This window comes from Shigella sp. FC1544 (genome assembly GCF_001722145.1).
GTDB classification, from domain to species: Bacteria; Pseudomonadota; Gammaproteobacteria; order Enterobacterales; family Enterobacteriaceae; genus Escherichia; species Escherichia coli.
The window spans coordinates 1-267 of sequence record NZ_MECT01000517.1 but is presented as its reverse complement, the minus strand read 5'-3'; the positions used below and the strand labels follow the sequence as shown (position 1 = coordinate 267).

Below are 267 nucleotides of genomic sequence, written 5' to 3'. Positions count from 1 at the left end.
GCTCCCTTTCTGAGAGGTATCATCCAGTGGCGGTGTTCTCCCGCCAGGCTCCAGGCATTTAACAGTCCCAGTGAGTAATAACCTTTATCCATTAACGTCAGAGTGTTATCGCCGGTTTGTTCTATAAGTTGCTCAGCAAGCTCATTTTCGCTGTTCTTCATCGTGCCGAAGGCTGCAGCCGTCAGCAGATGGCTGGTCAGTTCCATCTGGCAGACCATTTTGACCTGCGGGTAGAGCGCCGGGTTCCCGGCATGTGTCTGGCGGGGG

Annotated in this window: 1 protein-coding gene; it reads right to left on the bottom strand. The window is 54.3% G+C overall.

From position 1 onward, the window contains the following. On the bottom strand, positions 1-267 hold a 267-nt coding region (locus tag BGK49_RS19225; RefSeq protein WP_146628147.1), incomplete at both ends, for a transposase.